The organism is Chloracidobacterium sp. D, from assembly GCF_018304685.1.
In the GTDB taxonomy this organism is placed as follows: Bacteria; Acidobacteriota; Blastocatellia; order Chloracidobacteriales; family Chloracidobacteriaceae; genus Chloracidobacterium; species Chloracidobacterium thermophilum.
In genome coordinates, this window is sequence record NZ_CP072634.1 from 1,612,125 (window position 1) to 1,630,335 (window position 18,211).

Annotated in this window: 14 protein-coding genes; 4 read left to right on the forward strand and 10 right to left on the reverse strand. The window is 61.5% G+C overall.

The features are described from left to right. Nucleotides 1-77 precede the first annotated feature (77 nt). The 7 genes from J8C01_RS06725 to J8C01_RS06755 form a co-directional block, all read right to left on the reverse strand. A complete protein-coding gene (locus tag J8C01_RS06725; protein WP_211431423.1) occupies nucleotides 78-3,404 on the reverse strand; it encodes a VPS10 domain-containing protein in 3,327 nt (1,108 codons plus the stop codon). 201 nt (nucleotides 3,405-3,605) lie between these two features. Continuing rightward, nucleotides 3,606-4,523 carry an Hsp33 family molecular chaperone HslO gene (hslO, locus tag J8C01_RS06730; protein ID WP_211431424.1) on the reverse strand — a complete coding sequence of 306 codons (918 nt, stop codon included), beginning with the start codon at nucleotides 4,521-4,523 and terminating at the stop codon, nucleotides 3,606-3,608. Between the two features lie 36 nt (nucleotides 4,524-4,559). Further along, entirely contained in the window at nucleotides 4,560-6,128 is a 1,569-nt protein-coding gene (gene rpoN, locus J8C01_RS06735) for an RNA polymerase factor sigma-54 (RefSeq protein WP_211431425.1), read from the reverse strand. Nucleotides 6,129-6,145: 17 nt separating this feature from the next. Next, nucleotides 6,146-6,940 (reverse strand): LPS export ABC transporter ATP-binding protein, encoded by a 795-nt coding sequence (gene lptB / locus J8C01_RS06740; protein ID WP_014099876.1) that lies wholly within the window; start codon nucleotides 6,938-6,940, stop codon nucleotides 6,146-6,148. Nucleotides 6,941-7,082: 142 nt separating this feature from the next. Beyond that, nucleotides 7,083-9,308 (reverse strand): ATP-dependent helicase, encoded by a 2,226-nt coding sequence (locus J8C01_RS06745; protein WP_014099877.1) that lies wholly within the window; start codon nucleotides 9,306-9,308, stop codon nucleotides 7,083-7,085. Nucleotides 9,309-9,340: 32 nt separating this feature from the next. After that, a complete protein-coding gene (locus J8C01_RS06750; protein ID WP_211431426.1) occupies nucleotides 9,341-9,691 on the reverse strand; it encodes an NfeD family protein in 351 nt (116 codons plus the stop codon). Beyond that, nucleotides 9,666-10,673, reverse strand: a complete 1,008-nt coding sequence (locus J8C01_RS06755; protein WP_014099879.1) for a hypothetical protein — start codon at nucleotides 10,671-10,673, stop codon at nucleotides 9,666-9,668. The genes J8C01_RS06750 and J8C01_RS06755 overlap by 26 nt, the downstream gene beginning before the upstream one ends. Nucleotides 10,674-10,998: 325 nt before the next feature. On the opposite strand from J8C01_RS06755, the gene J8C01_RS06760 reads away from it, so the two are divergent. Both J8C01_RS06760 and J8C01_RS06765 read left to right on the forward strand, forming a co-directional pair. Further along, entirely contained in the window at nucleotides 10,999-11,574 is a 576-nt protein-coding gene (locus tag J8C01_RS06760) for a class I SAM-dependent methyltransferase (protein ID WP_014099880.1), read from the forward strand. A 54-nt stretch (nucleotides 11,575-11,628) separates the two neighbouring features. Beyond that, nucleotides 11,629-12,447, forward strand: coding sequence for an SAM hydrolase/SAM-dependent halogenase family protein (locus J8C01_RS06765; protein WP_014099881.1), 819 nt, complete (start codon nucleotides 11,629-11,631; stop codon nucleotides 12,445-12,447). Nucleotides 12,448-12,536: 89 nt separating this feature from the next. Here the strand turns inward: J8C01_RS06765 and gatB are convergent, their stop codons facing one another. The 3 genes from gatB to J8C01_RS06780 form a co-directional block, all read right to left on the reverse strand. Continuing rightward, the gene (gene gatB / locus J8C01_RS06770) at nucleotides 12,537-14,036 is read right to left on the reverse strand and encodes an Asp-tRNA(Asn)/Glu-tRNA(Gln) amidotransferase subunit GatB (protein ID WP_211431427.1); all 1,500 of its coding nucleotides are present in this window, start codon (nucleotides 14,034-14,036) and stop codon (nucleotides 12,537-12,539) included. Nucleotides 14,037-14,072: 36 nt separating this feature from the next. Continuing rightward, nucleotides 14,073-14,444 carry a response regulator gene (locus J8C01_RS06775; RefSeq protein ID WP_148263973.1) on the reverse strand — a complete coding sequence of 124 codons (372 nt, stop codon included), beginning with the start codon at nucleotides 14,442-14,444 and terminating at the stop codon, nucleotides 14,073-14,075. Nucleotides 14,445-14,535: 91 nt separating this feature from the next. Next, nucleotides 14,536-15,246, reverse strand: a complete 711-nt coding sequence (locus tag J8C01_RS06780) for a rhomboid family intramembrane serine protease (protein WP_211424729.1) — start codon at nucleotides 15,244-15,246, stop codon at nucleotides 14,536-14,538. Nucleotides 15,247-15,532: 286 nt separating this feature from the next. Between J8C01_RS06780 and J8C01_RS06785 the strand changes: the two genes are divergently transcribed. Then, nucleotides 15,533-16,036, forward strand: a complete 504-nt coding sequence (locus tag J8C01_RS06785) for a 3-hydroxyanthranilate 3,4-dioxygenase (protein WP_211431428.1) — start codon at nucleotides 15,533-15,535, stop codon at nucleotides 16,034-16,036. Nucleotides 16,037-16,082: 46 nt separating this feature from the next. Then, on the forward strand, nucleotides 16,083-18,131 hold the full coding sequence (gene pheT / locus J8C01_RS06790; protein ID WP_211431429.1) for a phenylalanine--tRNA ligase subunit beta: 2,049 nt from the start codon (nucleotides 16,083-16,085) through the stop codon (nucleotides 18,129-18,131). The last annotated feature ends 80 nt before the right edge of the window (nucleotides 18,132-18,211 follow it).

Consider the following 18,211-nt stretch of genomic DNA (forward strand, 5'->3'; position numbering starts at 1 on the left):
TCCTTTGCAGTGTGGCGGTGACGACCTGCCACAGCATAGCCCAGCCACCCGGCCAGGTCATGGCCGGACGCAGTGCCCTATCGTTCCGGCCAGGATGGAAACCGGCCGGGCGTGTAGGGCGCGCCCAGCGACTCCAGCGTTTTCTCGATCCGCCCCAGATCATCGGTCAGCGCGCGTAAGTCACCCAGCGCCTGCCGCAGTCCTTCGGCCACGATGGCGTACTGGGCTTCGTGGGTTTGCGTGGGACGGGTGAGCGTCGCGCTGCGTTCGGACACAATTTCCGACAACCGCTCGGCCAACCCCGGCGGTGTATTTTCATTGCGCGCCTGAAGCACACGGTCCCCGCGCAGGCAGACCATCAGGGCATCGAGTCGCCGGGTCAGCGCCGTCGTCTCATCGAGCAGCCTGGCATCCGCTGCCGGCGTCTCCAGAATGGCTTGTTTGACAGCCGTGAGCCGCTTCTGGACTTCCTGTGCCGTCTCCAGTGCACCGTGCATCGTGCGCTGCGCCGTCAGCAGCCGCCGGTGAAAATCCTCAAAGGCGCGGACATCCTCGGCCGCCCGCTCATCGAGGAAACGTACGCGGAAGGTCTGGGGTGTGCCAAGCTGTTTGGTAACACCATCGGCGCGCTGATACAGGGTGATGGTGTATGTCCCCGGCGGCACGAACCATCCGACCGGCGGACGGGCAAAGGGATTTTCCTCCTCCCGTGGCGGAGGCGGAAGTTGAGGCGCGGGCGTGCGCAGGTCCCAGGCCACGCGGTTGAAGCCGGCTTCCTGGGGCGCGGTGATGCGCCGGACAACCTGCCCCTGCTCATCCGTCACCACAGCAAACGTCATCGGCGCTTCTTCCTGCGCCTCCTCCCGCAGTTCGTCGCGGGTTGGATAAGGCACGTCGTCGCCTTTCTTTTCGGCTTCCTGGCGGCGCTGTTTTTTCGTTTTGGGAGCTTCCTTCAGGTAGTAGGTCAGGACGGCTCCAAACGGCGGGTTGTCGGCCACATACAACGCATCCCCCTGGAAACCGCGTTTTCCGCCCCCCAGCGGTTCGGACTCGACATACAACCAGGCATCACGCACCGGAAAAGTCTGCGCCGGCTGCGCCAGCAGGTCTTCCGTCACCGTACGCAGCGCGCGGTAATCATCCAGAACATAAAAACCGCGCCCGAATGTGGCGATGACCAGATCATGCTCGCGGGTCTGAATGGCAATATCCCGCACCGCGATGGTCGGCAGTCCCCCCTTGAGCTGCACCCAGCGGCCACCGCCGTTGGGCGTAAACCACAACCCGAACTCCGTACCGACAAACAAAACATTAGGATTAACCGGGTCTTCAGCCAGACACTTGACCGAACCCCGCTCCGGGAGGTTGCCCACACAGGCGCTCCACGTCCGCCCCAAATCAGATGACTTGAGCAGGTAGGGCCTGAAATCGCCGTTTTTGTGGTTGTCAAAGGCGACATACACCACATTGGCATCGTGCCGGGACGGGACAATACGGCTGACGAAGGTTTGCTCCGGCACACCGGGGAAGGTTTCCAGCTTTCGCCAGTTTGCGCCGCCATCTTCGGAAATCTGCACCAGACCGTCGTCAGTTCCGACAAACAGCAGGTTTTCCCGCATGGGCGACTCGGCAATGGTCGTGATGTTGCCGTAGAAGGAAGTCGAGGCGTGTTTGGCTACGGCGTCGGGCCCCCAGACCTTGCCGAAGACCTTCAGTTTGTCACGGTCGAGCTGACGGGTCAGGTCGCCACTGACAGCCCGCCAGCTATTTCCCCGGTCATCACTGCGAAAGAGCCGGTTGGCGGCAAAGTACAATCGCTTGGGATCATGCGGACTGATGATAAACGGTGAATCCCAGTTCCAGCGCAACGGCGGTTCATTGGGGCCGATTTTGGGCTGAATCCCGACGCGCTCGCCGGTGCGGCGGTCGAAACGAAACAGATTGCCGTACTGGTACTCGCAATAGACGATGTTCGGATCGGTTGGGTCCACGCGCACGTGGAAGCCGTCCCCGCCGACGGTCACAAACCAGTCGGCATTGGTGATCCCGTGGGCATGGCGCGTCCGCGACGGGCCGCCAAGGGTGTTGTTGTCCTGTGTCCCCCCATAGATGAAGTAGAACGGCTCGCTGTTATCCACCGTCACGTCATAAAACTGCGTCACCGGCAGGTTGGCTTTGAACTGCCAGGACTGCCCACGGTCAAAGCTCTCATAGACGCCGCCATCACAGCCCACGAGGTAGTAATCCGGGTCAGCCGGGTCAATCCACAGCGCATGGTGATCCACATGGACGTGCCGCATCCCCGGCATCGGCGTCAGGGTCTTGCCCCCGTCATTGGAAACCATGAGAAACACGTTGAGGACGTACACCCGCTCGACCTGGCGCGGATCGGCGACAATCGTGCTGAAATACATCGCCGTCTGGTCGAAGGGGTTGCGCCGTTCCCAGGTTTCGCCGCCATCGAGCGAACGGAAAATGCCGCCTTTGCCGTCGGCGGCTTCGACACAGGCATAGATGACATCCGGGTTGGCCGGCGAGATGGCCAGACCAATCCGGCCCAGGTCCGCCGTTGGCAAACCAGCCGTGACTTTGCGCCAGGTTTTGCCGCCGTCCGTCGTTTTGTAAATGGCGCTTTCGGGCCCGCCGTCAATGAGCGTCCAGACGTGCCGCCGCCGCTGATACGCCGCAGCCAGCATCACGTCCGGGTTGCGCGGGTCCATGACCACTTCGGTGACGCCGGTGTCGGGGCTGATGTCCAGAATGCGCTGCCAGGTCTGTCCGCCGTCGGTGGTTTTGTACAGCCCACGGTCGCCGCCTGACCGCCAGAGCGGCCCCTGTGCCGCCACATAGACCGTTTCGGAATCCCGTGGGTCAACGAGAATACGGGCAATGTGCTCGGAGTCCTTCAGCCCCATGTTGCGCCAGGTGCGGCCGTCGTCGTCCGAACGATACACACCGTCGCCGTAACTCACGCTGCGCTGCGAGTTGTTTTCACCTGTACCGACCCAGATGCGGAAGGGATGTTTCGGGTCCATGGTGACAGCGCCGATGGAAAAGGAGGGCTGGCTGTCGAAGACCGGCGTCCAGGTCACACCGGCGTTAGTGGTTTTCCAGACACCGCCTGAAGCCACGGCAGCGAAGTAGCGGCGGCGGTTACGCGGGTCAACGGCCAGCGCAGCAATGCGCCCGGAGGCCACTGCCGGGCCGAGCGCGCGGAACTTCAGCCCGGCCAGCGCGGCTTCGTTCAGTGGAGACGTTTCTTTTTTCGTGTCCGGGGCCGGAGGTGCGGCCGGCTTGGTTTCCGGTTTCCGACGGGTGGACTGCGCCAGCGCCCCAAGGTGCAACCAGGGGATCACAACCAGGCTGGCGACCAGACAGCGTACCAGCAGGAGACGATATGACATGGGCAACAGAAGTGAGCTATCACCAGATGGTGACGACGCGCGTTTGGATTGATGATTCGGATTGCATACCCAAAGGGACGAGTGGAAAGCAATCACCAACCGATCTGCCTCACGCAGAGCCGCGATTCTCCACGGCCCATGCTCCACGGCTTCGCGTGAGATTCGACTGCAATTGTCTCCAAACCCTCTGGCAGACCGGTGCTATCCGGCTGTTTCGAGCGCAATAAGCCGCTGCAGGTCATCGGCCGAGAGCCGATACACGGCATTGCAGTAGTGGCAGATCAGTTCGGCCTGTCCCTGTTCGGCCAGCAGGGACTGCATTTCTTCCACTCCAAGCGCCACGAGCAGGCGCTCCGTCCGCTCCAGCGAGCAGGTACAGACAAACTTCAGCGGCCGTTCCGCCAGCGGCCGCCAGTCCAGCTCGCCAAGCGCCTCCCGAATGAGGTCTTCCGGCGTCGCCCCGGCCCTGACCATCTCGGTAATCGGCGGCGCTGCCGCCACAGTGCGCTCCAGGTGAGCCACTGTGGACTCATCAGCGCCTGGCAGCACCTGCACCAGAAAACCACCCGCCGCGCCTACCACGCCGTCTCCGGCTTCCATATACACCCCCAAGCTCATTGCGGAGGGAATCTGCTCGGAGCTGGACAGGTAATAGGTCAAATCTTCAGCAATTTCGCCCGACACCAAGGGAACCGAGCCACGGTAGGCTTCCATCAGGCCAATCTCGAAACCGCCTTCCCGGATGACGTGCAGCACGCCCTTGCCCACAGCCGCGCCAATGTTCAGCTTGCCATCGGGACGCAGCGGAACATCGGTCTGGGGATGCTGCACGTAGCCACGGACTTCCCCCTGCGCATTGGCTTCCGCCGTGATCGTGCCCAGAGGACCGCGCCCTTCGATGTGGATCGTCACCCGTTCACTGGTTTTGAGTGAACTGGCCAGCAGTGCCGCCCCGGTCAGCGTTCGTCCCAAGGCCACGGTAGCCGTTTTCCAGGACTTGTGCCGCCGGCAGGCTTCCTGCACAAGGTGAGTGGTCGTGGCCGCCACGACACGCACGCTATCCCCGGCCGCCACAGCTTGCAGCAGGCGGTCAGGCGTCGGAGAAGGTGAAAGCTTCATGGGATGGAAATTCCAGCAGTCGGGATGGCGGTCACGCTAGCCCGTGACCAGGCGGCGCTCACGCGAGCCAGGAATATGCATCTGTTCCCGATATTTCGCCACTGTTCGCCGCGAAAGACGCTGCCCTTCCCGGGCCAGCAGGCGGGCAATCTGATCATCGGTGAGCGGCTCACGCGGGTCTTCCTCGGCAATGAGCTTTTTGATTTTCATCTTGATGATGTCGGTCGAGACCACTTCGCCATTGTCGTTGGGCAGTCCTTCAGTAAAGAAGCGCCGCAGTTCAATGATGCCCAGCGGCGTCTGCACATACTTGCCGTTGACCACCCGGCTGACCGTTGACAGATGGATCCCAACCCGCTCGGCAATATCCTTGAGCATCATGGGCTTGATGTGGGCCGGGCCGTGGTCGAGAAAGTCCCGCTGGCACTCGATGATGGCCTCGCAAATCCGGTAGATCGTCCGGCGGCGGTAGTCAATGTTGCGGATCAGATCAACGGCCGCCCGCAAACGGTCGCGGATAAATTCACGTTCTTCACGCGAAGCGTTTGGGTTTTCCAGAATGCGGCGGTATTTGGCGTTGATACGCAGTTGCGGCAGCCCGTCGTCATTGAAGCGGATGATGTAGTCATTTCCCAGCTTCTCGATGAACAACTCCGGCTGAACCAGTTGCGCTCCCTGAAGCAGTCCGTCGCCAATGCGGGCAAACCGCCGGCCGGGAAAGGGATCGAGCTGGCGGATGAGCGCGACTTCCCCGGCAATGACCTCACAGCCGACGCCCAGCGTTTTGGCGAGTTCCGGCCAGCGAAACGGCACGAGCCGGTCGAGGTGATCGCGCACCAACTGTACGGCCAGCCGGTCGCCATGGCCCTGCTGTTCGAGCTGGACGACGAAGCACTCACGCACATCACGGGAAGCGCAGCCAACCGGGTCAAGCCGCTGTACCACCTGGCGCGCTGTTTCCACCACTTCGAGCGGCCAGCCGCCAATCGTTGCAATTTCCTCGCAGGAATCGGCCAGAAAACCGCGCTCGTCCAGACTGGCGGCAATGGCTTCGGCTGCGGCTCGCGTGGCCTCATCCAAGGGTAACAAGGCAATCTGGGCCTGCAGGTGTTCCTGCAGGGTCAGGTGATGCCTCAGCCGGTTTTCAAGGTTCTGCTCTTCGCGTTCTTCATACTCGCCCAGCGTACGGTAGCCGGGATCAAGGTAATGCTCAAACATTGCGCCGAAATCCACTTCCGCAAAGGGATCAGGCGCTTCGGTCGGTTCTTCGTCCGCCGGTGAGACGGCTTCCCCATCCAGCGCCGGGGCGGCCGTCTCTGTTTCGGCCCCGGTCAGTGCTGGCGCATCGTCTCCGGCGTCTCCCGGAAGCCCACCTATCTCCCCTTCAACTTCCGCCGCCAGCTCATCCACCGGCGTGATGTCCTCCACCGGCTCGTGGGGGTCCACCTCTTCCAGAATCGGGTTTTCCACGATTTCCTGCATGGTGAGTTCGGCGAGGTCGGTCAGCGTCATGCTGAGCATCTCGATGCGTTGCCGCATCTGGGGCGTCAGCACCAACCCAAGACGCTGTTCCGTGCGGGGCGCAAGTTGCGGACGCAGGTTCATGGCCAATGACATCCAGCCTAAAGACGAAAGTTCTCTCCAAGATAGACCTGCCGCACTTCCTGGTCGGAAGTCAGCTCTTCTGGCCGGCCTGACCGAAAGATGCGCCCCTCACTGATGATGTAGGCGCGATCGGTGATGGCCAGTGTTTCCCGTACGTTGTGGTCGGTAATCAGAACACCGATCCCCTTTTCCCGCAAGCGGGCTACAATGCCCTGGATTTCAATCACGGCCTTGGGATCAATCCCGGCAAAGGGTTCATCGAGCAGGATGAATTTGGGTTCAATGGCCAGACAGCGGGCAATTTCCGTCCGGCGGCGCTCGCCACCTGAAACGGCATAGCCCATCGTGCGGCGGACATGCTTGATGTCGAGTTCATCGAGCAGGGCCTCCAGGCGCGTCTGGCGCTCCATGGCCGACAGATTGAGCGTTTCGAGGATGGCGAGAATGTTGTTTTCGACGGTCAGTTTCCGAAAAATCGAAGCTTCCTGCGGCAGATAGCCAATCCCCCGGCGGGCGCGCCGGTACATCGGCAGCGCCGTGATGTCCTCGCCATCGAGGGTAATGATGCCGGCATCCGGTGTTTCCAGTCCGACAATCATCGCAAAGGTCGTCGTTTTGCCGGCCCCGTTGGGTCCCAAAAGCCCGACGACTTCCCCGCGCCCGATGTGCAGGGTGACATCTGAAACGACTTCGCGCCCACGGTAGGATTTCCGCAGCCGCCGGGCGGTCAGCGTCTCCGTCTTCTCCGGCCGCATGACAGGCGCAGGTGTGGCGTCAACAACCTGTAGGCGGGCAACTTTCTTCTTGAGCATCAATCGTCACAGACGACACACAAAGGATTTACACCTGGGCAGCAGGCGGTCAGAGGCAGGAACACCGCGAATGTAGTGAGAAGCCTGCCGGGGCGTCAATCAGGCCGCAGCCACTGGATTGACACCGGCATCAGAAACGCGCTCAGCGCCGGGGCAGCTTGGTCAGGGGGGCGGCGGCCGCCACAAACCGCTTGATGCCCTTGCCCGGAAAAGCGATGTCGAGCTTGCCGTCGGCCACCCGGACGACCTGCCCTGCGCCGTAGGTTGCGTGCTCCACCCGGTCGCCCAGCCGGAAACCCTCCGCCGTACTGGCTGCCGGCTGACTTCGTGGCAGTTCCACGGCCGGTTTGGCCGCCGATGGGCTGGCCGGCGCGCCATACGGTGCGCCATACGACAGGGGCGACTGGGTAACGCCGCCGGATGAGGACGGCACTGCCTCGAACTGCACGATCTGTTCCGGGACTTCTTCCAGAAAGCGGGAGGGGTCGGTGATCCGTTCTTCGCCATACACCCGGCGGCGCTGCGCCTGTGTCAGATAGAGCTGATGCCTGGCGCGGGTGATGGCGACGTAAAAAAGCCGTCGTTCTTCTTCGAGTTCCTCCCCGTCGTCCACAACGCGCGCATGGGGAAACAGCCCTTCTTCCAGACCGACGACAAAGACCAACGGGAACTCAAGCCCCTTGGCGCTGTGAATCGTCATGAGCGTGACGCGGGCGTTGTCCACGAGGTCATCGGTGTCGGACACCAGCGCGGCCTGGTCCAGGAACTCCCGCAGCGAAGCCCCCCGTTCGTCGGCTTCGGCCGCCGCCGTGACGAGTTCTTCCAGGTTCTGCCGACGACTTTCGGCTTCGAGCGTGCCTTCCTGGGCCAGCATGTCCAGGTAGCCGGAGCGGTTGACGACCGCCGACACCAGGGTGGACAGCGGAGAGCCTTCCAGTCGGGCTTGCAGGTCACGAATCAGACCGGCAAACCCGGCCAGCGCCGTTGCCGCACGTGGATTCAGTGCGCCTTCCGCCAGCACCTGCTCCATGGCGGTCCAGCGTGAAAGCCCGTCGCGTGCGGCCCGGGCGGTGATGATTTCCAGGGTGGCCTTGCCGATGCCCCGCGCCGGCACATTGATGATGCGCTCGAAAGCGGCGTCGTCATGCGGATTGAGCAGCAGCCGGAGGTAGGCCAGGGCATCCTTGATTTCGGCCCGCTGGTAAAAGGAAAACCCGCCCACCAGAACGTAGGGCACGCCACGCCGCCGACAGGCTTCCTCAAACAACCGGGACTGGGCATTCGTCCGGTACAGGATGGCCGCACGGGTTTCGGCTTCCGGCAGGTGCGACCGCTGGCGCTGCCACTGCAGCAAGGCTTCCACAACGAGGTCGGCTTCGGCCTCGGCCGTCGGGGCGATGAGACCCCGAATCGGCTCACCAACCGGATTTTGCGTCGTAAGCTGTTTTTCCCGGCGGGCGCGGTTGTGCCGGATGACGGCATTGGCCGCCTGGAGAATGACTTTCGTCGAACGGTAGTTCTGCGCCAGAACAATGGTTTTGGCCCGTGGGTAGTGCCGCTCGAACTCCAGAATGTTACGGATGTCCGCTGCCCGAAACCGGTAAATGGACTGGTCGGGATCGCCCACGACGCACAGATTCTGATGGCGTTGCGTCAGCAGCCGCACCAGGTTGAACTGCGGGGGATTCGTGTCCTGGTACTCGTCAATGAGGATGTAGCGAAAACGGTTCTGGTAGGCATCCGCCACGTCCGGGAACTGCCGCAGGAGCCGTACCGTCATCAGCAACAGGTCGTCAAAGTCGAGCGCATTGGCTGCCGCCAGGCGCATTTCATACAGCCGGAAGGTTTTGAGGATGGCGTCCCGCTTCGGATCGGATGCCGGAGCCAGGGTCTCCGGCGTCTCGCCCTGATTTTTGGCGCGGCTGATGGCGTACTGAATCATCCGGGGCGGAAACTGCTTTTCGTCAATCTGGAGTTCCTTCAGACAGGCCTTGATGAGCCGCCCCTGGTCGTCGGTGTCGTAAATGGTGAAATCGCGGGTGTAGCTTCCGCCAAAGCGGTCGAGATGGCGGCGCAGGACGCGGACACAAAAGCTGTGAAACGTCGCCACGAGCAGTTCTCCGTAGCGGCGGGAAGGCGGCAGAAGCTGGTGGACGCGCGTTTTCATTTCGAGCGCGGCCTTGTTGGTGAAGGTCACGGCCAGAATCTGTTCGGGCCGCGCCAGCCCCTGGTCAAGCAGGTAGGCGATGCGGTGAACGATGACCCGGGTTTTCCCGGAACCGGCGCCGGCAATGACGAGCAGGGGGCCGTCCGTCGTGGTGACGGCGGCGCGTTGTTCGGGGTTGAGTCCATCAAGCAAAGCGTTCATAGCCATGTTCCGGGCGGCGGAGAGGTTGGATGTCAGACCGGCGCGGGGGCGTCACCGGGGAAATGGCGTTGCTCGGCCAGCGCCGTGCCCGCACTCCCTTCCTGTCTGCCCGCTGGCGAACCAGCCTTGACGGTCAGCGGACGCACAATCAGCCAGACGCCTTCGCTTCCGACCACCTGCACCGCTTCCCCACGCGCAACAGGAAATGGAGAGCGGGCGGCCCACAACTCTCCGGCCAGGCAGACAAAGCCCTGTGGGGCCAGGGCGGTTACAGTCTGCCCGGCAACGCCCAGGCCGGCCGCCGCAAATCCGGTGCGCTTGTTTTGCCAGCCGCGCCACCAGCCGGATGCCCCGCGCCTACAGACGGAGAAAAATGTCTTCATCGAGCTTGGCCAGCCGGAACCGGACATCCCGGAACTCAATCCGCTGCTTGAACTTGCCGTTTTCATACAGTTCCTTGCGCATGGGCACGAGCAGGTTCTGTACCGGGCGAAAATCATAAAACGACTCCCGAAACCGCAGCGGCTTGTCGCCCGGCGTGGGCTGCACTTCATATTCGAGGTGCAGGATACGGTAGGTCTGGCTGCTGATGAAGTATTTCGTCTTGGTGCCGTCGCGATGGGTCAGTTCCAGGCCAATCGTATCAATGCCCATGATGCGCTCGCCGGGAACGCGCGTCACCGTCGTTCCGTCTTCCTTGTAGCGCAAAAGCGCAAAGTAATCGTGCTTGAGCGAGGCCAGAAAGGTCGCCTGGGCTTCCGGGGTCAGGGTGATGGACTGGCGGTTTTGTGCCGCCCAGTTGGTGTAGCCGTTGAATCCAAACACCAGTTGCTGCGGTTCATCGCCCTGTGGGCTGGGAAGTTCCACCTCGATACGGACACAGTTGCGGTCAGAAGTCTCACGGCGCAGGATGTGTTCCACGATTTTGCCTTCAATCGGCGGACGGTTGTCGTCGGTGGCAATTTTGATGACGCCTTCAAGCCGCGCATTCGTGAACACATAGTCTATGACCGGCCGGCTGCCGTAGGCATAGATGACAATTTCAGCAACAGTTTCGCCATCCCAGGTTTCAGGTTTGTTGAGCTTGACAGCTTTGGGTTTTTCGGGCTTGGGTGTCTTGTCGCGGGCAGCCTCGTCCGGGTTGTCGCTGCGCTTCTTCCCACCGCTTTTGCCGTTCTCACCCGGTTTGCTGTTTTCCCGGGCTTTTTCTGCATCCGGCTTGGCCGGTGCTCCCGGATTCGGCGTCTGCCCGGATGGAAGCCGCCCGGCAGCCGAGCGTACCGGTGGCGGGGTCAGGGCAACAACGAAAAAGTAACTCCACAGAGCACAGAAGCAGACAAGCGTCCACCGCTGAAAACCAGGCATGTTTTTCCTCCACAAACCGTCTTTTGGGATGCCGTCGGCACGAGTCATCCCTGTTTTGCCGTCACCGTCGCATCCCAATCTCATCCGCAAACCTTACACACAACCCGCACAGCTTACACGTGCGAACCTGTCCACGTTCCATAGAAAGCACACGCGGCTGGAATCAACTTTTTCGTCCGGCGCGCCGGCAGCGTGCTGACGACGATTTGGCTTCGGCGCAGGCTGTTTACAGCCCAAAAAGATGTTTGTTTCCAGTCCGGGGGTTGCGCTATATCTGCATCACACCAGACACGTTATCCCGCTGCTCAGTCTCATTCGTCCCCCAATGAAGAGTACGACGGCCATTTTCTGGAAGTCCTTTGTCAAGCATCCGCGCTATACCGGTGCCCTTGCCCCCAGCTCAGAGAAACTGGCCCAGGGTATGCTTTCCAAAACTGACTTGCGAACCGCCCGCTTCGTCGTGGAGTTGGGCCCTGGGACAGGGGCGTTTACCGCATCCATTCTGGCAGCCCTGCCGCCCGGGGCCGAGCTGCTGGCTATTGAACGCAATCCCGAACTGGCCAGCTTTTTACGCTGCCGCTTACCCCGCGCCCGCGTCGTGTGTGACGATGCCGCGAACCTGGGACGGTATCTGGCAAACCGTCCCCACCCGCCGGCGGCGATTTTCTGTGGGCTGCCCCTGTCGTGGCTTCCAGCGCGCGAGCGAACGCGGATTCTCGATGTGGTCGCGGACGCGCTGCCGCCGGGAAGCACGTTCACGCTGTTTCAGTACGTCCACGCTGCGCCGACCCCACCGGGGCAACAGGTTCACCGGGCGCTCCGGGCACGTTTCCAACACATCGAACGCTTCCCGGTCTGGTGGAACTTGCCCCCGGCCTATGTTGTACACTGCGTCAAATGACCCCATCGCCAGTCCTGCCGATGATCTGTATCTGATTTCTGGAGACTTTCCCGCATGTCCAAGCGCCATCTGGTGACGCTCCTGACCGACTTTGGCACGATGGACCACTTCGTCGCGGCCATGAAAGGCGTCATTCTTGACATCCACCGGGACGTGGACATCGTGGACATTTCCCACGACATTCCGCCACACGATGTCTTCGCGGCAGCGTTCGTCCTCAACAGCGCCATGTCGTACTTCCCACGGTTTACCACGCACGTTGCCGTTGTGGACCCGACGGTTGGCTCGGCGCGGCGGCCGATTCTGGTGATGACCGACAACTACAACTTCATCGGCCCCGACAACGGACTGTTCAGTTACGTTTACCAGACGGAAACGGTCAACCGGGTCATCCATATCACCGCTGACTATTACTTCCGCCAGCCGGTGTGTCCAACCTTTCACGGGCGGGATGTCTTTGCGCCCATTGCCGGCTATCTGGCCAAGGGCGTGGACCCCCGGAAAATGGGCGAGCCGATTACGGACTACGTGCGTTTTGACGTGCCGCGCCCGGATGTCTCCGACCCGAAACGTCTGCGCGGTGCCATTCTGCATATTGACCGCTTTGGAAACTGCTTTACCAACTTCACCAAAGAGCACATTCAGTTGGCCGCCCTGCGCGCTGGCGGCCGGTTTCTCGTCATCCACCCGCAGGACCCGGCCAAGAGCCGCGAGGTGACGAAGTTCGTCACCCACTACGCCGAGGCCCAGCCCAATGAGTTGTTCGCCCTTTTTTCGAGCACCGGCTACCTTGAAATCGCGGCCCTGAAGGTTCCGGCGGCGCGCGTCCTTGAAGCCCGCCGGGGGATGGAAGTGCAGTTTGTTGTGCCGTAGGCAGCCAAGCCCGAAAGGCCGCCGGGGAGCCTGCTCCACCGGTTTTCCCCGCTCCCTGGGTGAAGGGCAAAGCGCGCGGGCCAGCGTGGTCATGGAGTGTCGAGCAGGCGTTTGAGCACTTCGTTGACCACCTGGGGATTAGCTTTGCCCTTCGTGGCCTTCATCACCTGCCCCACGAAAAACGCCAGCAGGGGTGTTTTTCCGCCCCGATATTCAGCCGCCTGTTTGGGGTTGGCGGCAATGACCTCGGCGGCAATGGCTTCAATCTGCCCGACATCGGACACCTGCCCGCCGCCCAGTTCCTGGACGATCTCCCGGGCCGCTTTGCCGGTTGTCAACATCCGCTCGAAGACTTCCTTGGCCAGCTTGTTGCTGAGCGTACCGTCAGCAATCAGGCCGATGAGTTCTGCGAGCGCCGCCGGGCTGATGGGCGAGCTTTCCAGAGAAAGCTTTTCAGCCGGGATGCGCGCCAGCAACTCGTTGGCAATCCAGTTGAAGGCTGCGCGGGCGTTGCCGCTGGCTTTGACACATGCTTCAAAGAAATCGGCAATTTCGCGGGTTGTCGTCATCAGCGACGAATCTTCAAACGACAGCCCATAGCTTTCCGCAAAGCGACGGCGGCGGGGTTCGGGAAGTTCCGGCATCCGGCTGCGCAGTGCTGCAATGGTTTCAGCGGTGAGGACGAGTGGCGGCAGGTCAGGTTCGGGGAAGTAGCGATAGTCGTGGGCTTCTTCCTTGCTTCGCATGGTGTAGGTGCGGGCTTCGCGCTCATTCCACAGGCGCGTTTCCTGCACAATGTGCCCACCTTCTTCGATGATCCGTATCTGCCGGGCAATTTCGTAGTCAATCGCCCGCTGGATAAAGCGGAACGAATTGAGGTTTTTGGTCTCCGTACGGGTGCCGAACGTCGTGCTGCCGCGCCGCCGGATGGAGACATTGGCATCACAGCGCAGGCTGCCTTCTTCCATGTTGCCGTCGCAGGCATCCACATACAGCAGGGCGCGCCGCAGGTACTGCACATAGTCGTAGGCTTCCCAACTGCTGCGGAAATCCGGCTCGCTGACAATCTCCACCAGTGGCACACCGCTCCGGTTGAGGTTCACATAAGATGAGGTATCCGAATCCGGCATCCCTTCGTGAAGGCTTTTGCCAGCGTCTTCCTCGATGTGCATCCGCTGGATGCGAAACGTCTTCAGGCGCCATTCCACTGGGCGGCCGGTTTCATCCCGTTCACTGGTCGGGATTTCCACGTACCCGGAAACTGAAAAGGGCTGGTCGTACTGGGAAATCTGATAGCCCTTGGGCAGGTCCGGGTAGAAGTAATTTTTTCGCGCAAAAACCGAAGTTTCGTTGATGTGCAAATTGAGGGCAAACGCAGCCAACGCAGCCTTTTCCACCACCAACTGATTGAGCACCGGAAGTGCTCCGGGCAGCCCCAAACACACCGGACAGGTGTTGGCATTCGGTTCCGCCCCAAAGTCAGTCGGGCAGGGACAAAAAATTTTTGTACGGGTCTTCAATTGCGCGTGAATTTCCAACCCGATGACCGGCTCATACTTTTCACGCAGAAGCTTGGCAAGGTCTGTCATGGAACGTGGTTCTGTCACGTGGAGCGGAAACAGACGTTATGGACGATTGCGGGTCGCCGCCTTGACAATCGAAAGAAGCTGCGACGGCGAAAAGGGCTTGCGGAAGTAGGTGACGACGCCAGCCTGCAAAGCATCCACTTCAGTTTTCACGCTCGTGTTTCCGGTGAGAATAATGACTGGCAAATCAGACAGTGCCGGTATCTGCCGCAGCCGGCGATAGGTCTCACTGCCATCCATTTCAGGCATGTCGAGGTCAAGCAGAAGGCAGGCAAACTGGGGATCGCGCTCCAGCATTTCGAGCGCCAACCGCCCGTTTTCCACCGTCACCACGTCGAATTCACGCCCCAGCGTGCTCTTGATGACGGCCCGAATCCCGATGTCGTCGTCGGCAGCCAAAACCCGTTTCATTCCAATTCGTTCCTCCTCACGGCTTTTTCTTTTCCACGGCGCTACCGGAAACTGTACCGGCTGCCGCAGACAACCATTTGGTCCACTTGCCTCATGGGCGTCCCCCCGGACGCCGCGCCCCCCGGTCTTCACGGTTCATACGCTCTTCGAGTTCGTCCCACATGCGCTGCATTTCGGCCTCGACGACGCGGAAGTTCTTGTACTTGCGCCGGATACGCCAGCGCCGCCAGGGTCCCGTCACCCACTCCCAAGTCGCCCGCAGTGGCGCCACCTCACCGCCCCGGATGGTCAGAAAACCAATCCCCAGGGCCCACAGGGCTGAAACGGAATCCGGGTAGCCATACAGCAGAAAGACGATGTCTATCGCCGCTGAAACATAGAAAATCGTGCGCCCGCGCAACAGCACGAAATTGAAAAACGTCGGGGTGTTCCACAGGCGCGCAGCAAAGACGCCCACCATCAGGGAAAACAGCGTGGCGGAACTCGCGGCAAAAACAAACGAGGGAACCGGCGAAGGCAGGAACTGGCGTACCACCAGCGCCATCAGAAAGGTGCCCAGGTAGGCGGCCGCCCCGCCCAGGAAGCACAGCGCCAAAAACCGCCCCGTGCCGAGCATGCGCTCCACAACGTTGCCGAAAAGGTAAAGCACAAGCAGCCCGATCAACCACCCGAACGGCGTCAGCGGGGTAATCGTCGCCGTGAAAAACTGCCAGACCGCACCCTGGAGAACTGCTTCCGGCAAAAAGAAAAACGGCACCGGCACGAGCGCCCGCACAATGACCACCACGGTCGTTGCTGCCATGAGGAACAGCGTACCAGGCAGTGGGCCACCGACATTCACCGGCAGATCATCGAAAACACGGCGCATAGAGCAGACTGGGAAGCCCCTGGCAAAGTGGAGCATCTGCCGGACGGCATCGCACGGGCCGGCAGAAACGACGTGACTATGGCACGGAAACGCAGTTCAAGGCAATGAAACCTGTTTCCTTCTGCCCACTTCATCCCAGGGTTTTCATGTCGCTCAGGAACGACATAGAATGCGGCGGCCTCAGTTTCGTGAACGAGCCCCCTTCCGTGGAGCGCACGTTATGCTGACCACAATCAATCTGCACCAATGGATTGCAGACCACCGGCATCTTCTCCGCCCACCGGTGGGGAATGCGCAGATATGGAAAGACCGGGAATTTATGGTGACAGTCGTGGGCGGCCCCAACCAGCGCAAGGACTACCACATTGATCCCGGTGAAGAGTTCTTCTACCAGCTTGAAGGCGACATCACCCTGCGCCTGATTGAAAACGGGGAGTTCCGGGATTTGCCCATCCGCGAAGGTGAAATCTTCTTGCTTCCGCCCCTGGTACCGCATTCCCCCCAGCGCGGCCCGAACACCCTGGGGTTGGTCATCGAGCGAATCCGACGCCCCGACGAACAGGACCGGTTTGAATGGTACTGCGATCGCTGCGGGCATCGGTTGCACGAAGTCGCCCTTCACGTCACCGATCTCACAACCCAACTCAAGCCGCTGTTCGATGCGTTCTGGGCTGATGAGCGCGCCCGTACATGTACGGCCTGCGGCCACGTGCTCCAGCCATGACCAACGCTGACGACCACGCCGAGCAGCCACCCAGCACACCACCTGTATGAAAGCGAGCTACAACTGGCTTGAAACCTACGTCAAGCCCCATCTCCCGGCGCAGGAACTGGCCCAGCGGTTCACGGCCGTCGGGCTGGCCGTGGATGCTGTCACCCCCGACGACGGCGACTTCATCTTCGATTTTGACCTCACCACGAATCGCCCGGACGCCCTGTGCCACTTCGGTCTGGCGCGGGAGGCGGCCGTGCTGACGGGCGCCCGGTTGTCTTTTCCCGACATCCATCTGACAGAGCAGGCCGTGCCCGGCGGGCCGGCGGCACACGTCCAGATTGCCGCGCCTGACCTGTGCCACCGCTACACGGCACGTCTCATTCATGGCGTACGGGTTGGCCCGTCGCCGGACTGGCTGGTACGCCGCCTGGCCTCTGTCGGGCAGCGCAGCATCAACAACATCGTGGATGTCACCAACTTCGTGCTGCTCGAACTGGGACATCCCCTGCATGCCTTCGACTTTGAGCGGCTGGCCGGACGGCGCATCGTGGTTCGCACGGCCCACCCCGGTGAAACCATAGTGACGCTCGACGGGGTGCAACGGGCGCTCACGCCGGACATGCTGATGATTTGCGATGCCGAACGCCCGGTGGCCGTCGCCGGCGTTATGGGCGGCGCAGAGAGCGAGATTTCTGCCACAACCACTCAGGTACTGCTCGAAAGCGCCTGGTTTACACCGGCCACGGTTCGCCGCACGGCGCGCCAACTCGGTTTACACACCGAGGCATCACGTCGCTTTGAACGGGGCGTTGATTTTGAAAATGTCCGGCGTGCCATTGACCGCTGCGCCCAGCTTATCGTCGAGGTTGCCGGCGGGGTTGTCGTCGGGGGGCCGCTCGATGTCATTGCCAGGACCCGGACACCCCTCACCGTCCGCCTCCGCTATGACCGCATTGCGGCGCTGACTGGTGTTGAAGTCGCACCTTCCAGGGCCGCCGACATCCTGACGGGACTCGGCTTCGAGCTGGTGACGGAAGATGAAGGCGAAAGTGAATGGATTGTGCCGGGCTTTCGGGTGGATGTGAGCATTGAGGAAGACCTCATCGAGGAAGTCGTGCGGCATGTGGGCTATGACGCCATTCCGGCGACGCTTCCCGGCTGGAATGACGCCGGCGGGTATCTGCCCGGCGAAGAAAAGCGGCGGACACTGCGCCAGACGCTTCTGGCCCACGGCTTTCACGAAGCCATCTCGTTTAGCTGGTGCTCCGGCGAGGCGCTGGCCGCCGCCGGTGCGCCAGCCGGGTTGCGCATCGCCAACCCACTTGACCAGCAGGAAAATGAGTTGCGCACCTCACTGCTTCCGGGACTGTTGACGGCTGTGGCACGCAACTTCCGCTTCGGCACCGAGGATGTCCGGCTGTTCGAGATGGGCAAGGTTTTCCACACCGTGGATGGTCAACTCACCGAGAAGGAATATCTGGCGCTGGCTCTGTCTGGCCGCGCCATGCCGGAGGACTGGCGTGGGCAACCGGCGGCCGAGAGTTTTCACACCCTGAAGGGCATTCTGGAAATTCTGTGCGACGCCGCACGCTGCCCCTCCTTCACCATCACCGCCCCGGCGGCAGGCAGTGCCATTACGGGGTTTCTGCCCGGACAGGTCGCCATTCTTCAGATTGCCGGCCAGCCCGTCGGGCGGCTTGGGCGCATCAGCCAGGCATTGGCCGCGCGTTTCGACTTCAAGCCGCCGGTCTATGTGGCTGAACTCGAACTGGCAGCACTGCTGTCCTACGCAACGACCTTCTCAGCCTACCGCCCGCTCCCGCGCTATCCACGGGTCGAACGTGACATTTCGGCGCTGTTTGATGCCATGCTGCCCTTGGCCAGCATTCAGGACTTCATCAGCAGCCTGGCCATTCCAGAACTTGAACAGGTCCGGCTGCGGGATATTTTCACCGGCGCGCAGATTCCAGCCGGACAGCGGGCCATAACGCTCAATTTGTGGTATCGTGCAGCCGATCGCACGCTCACAGACGAGGAAGTGTCCGAGCGTCATCGCCAGGTGGTGGAGGCGCTATGCGCACACTTCGGCGCGACGATTCGCTGAGTGTGTGGCAACGACGCCCCCCATCACACCAAGAGCACATTGGGTCAAGCCGGACAGAAGAAATCACCCAACCAAGAACA